This window comes from Nonomuraea sp. NPDC059194, from assembly GCF_042754765.1.
Classification (GTDB): Bacteria; Actinomycetota; Actinomycetes; order Streptosporangiales; family Streptosporangiaceae; genus Nonomuraea.
Genome location: NZ_JBHZBH010000125.1, coordinates 1 through 1,033, shown reverse-complemented (window position 1 = coordinate 1,033; position 1,033 = coordinate 1). Strand labels below are relative to the sequence as shown.

Below are 1,033 nucleotides of genomic sequence, written 5' to 3'. Positions count from 1 at the left end.
ATGCTTTGTGGTCAAGTCCTCGGCCTATTAGTACCGGTCAGCTCCACACGTTACCGCGCTTCCACCTCCGGCCTATCAACCCGGTCGTCTACCGGGAGCCTTACCCCCTCACAGGGTGGGAGACCTCATCTCAAGGCGAGCTTCCCGCTTAGATGCTTTCAGCGGTTATCCCTTCCGAACGTAGCCAACCAGCCGTGCACCTGGCGGTACAACTGGCACACCAGAGGTTCGTCCGTCCCGGTCCTCTCGTACTAGGGACAGCCCCTTTCAAGTCTCCTACGCGCGCAGCGGATAGGGACCGAACTGTCTCGCGACGTTCTAAACCCAGCTCGCGTACCGCTTTAATGGGCGAACAGCCCAACCCTTGGGACCTACTCCAGCCCCAGGATGCGACGAGCCGACATCGAGGTGCCAAACCATCCCGTCGATATGGACTCTTGGGGAAGATCAGCCTGTTATCCCCGGGGTACCTTTTAGCCGTTGAGCGACGGCGCTTCCACATGCCACCGCCGGATCACTAGTCCCAGCTTTCGCTCCTGCTCGACCCGTCAGTCTCACAGTCAAGCTCCCTTGTGCACTTACACTCAACACCTGATTGCCAACCAGGCTGAGGGAACCTTTGGGCGCCTCCGTTACTCTTTAGGAGGCAACCGCCCCAGTTAAACTACCCACCAGACACTGTCCCCGATCCGGATCACGGACCAGAGTTAGACGTTCAAAACGACCAGAGTGGTATTTCACCAATGACTCCACCCGAACTAGCGTCCGAGCTTCCCAGTCTCCCACCTATCCTACACAAGACGCTCCAAACGCCAATGTCAAGCTGTAGTGAAGGTCCCGGGGTCTTTCCGTCCTGCTGCGCGTAACGAGCATCTTTACTCGTAGTGCAATTTCGCCGGGTCTGCGGTTGAGACAGCGGGGAAGTCGTTACGCCATTCGTGCAGGTCGGAACTTACCCGACAAGGAATTTCGCTACCTTAGGATGGTTATAGTTACCACCGCCGTTTACCGGCGCTTAAGTTCTCACCTTCGC

General features: G+C 57.4%; 1 rRNA gene. It reads right to left on the bottom strand.

Going from position 1 to position 1,033, the window contains the following annotated elements:
* Positions 1 to 7 precede the first annotated feature (7 nt).
* Positions 8 to 1,033: ribosomal RNA gene (locus tag ACFXJ8_RS44095) — 23S ribosomal RNA — on the bottom strand; the annotation flags it as partial.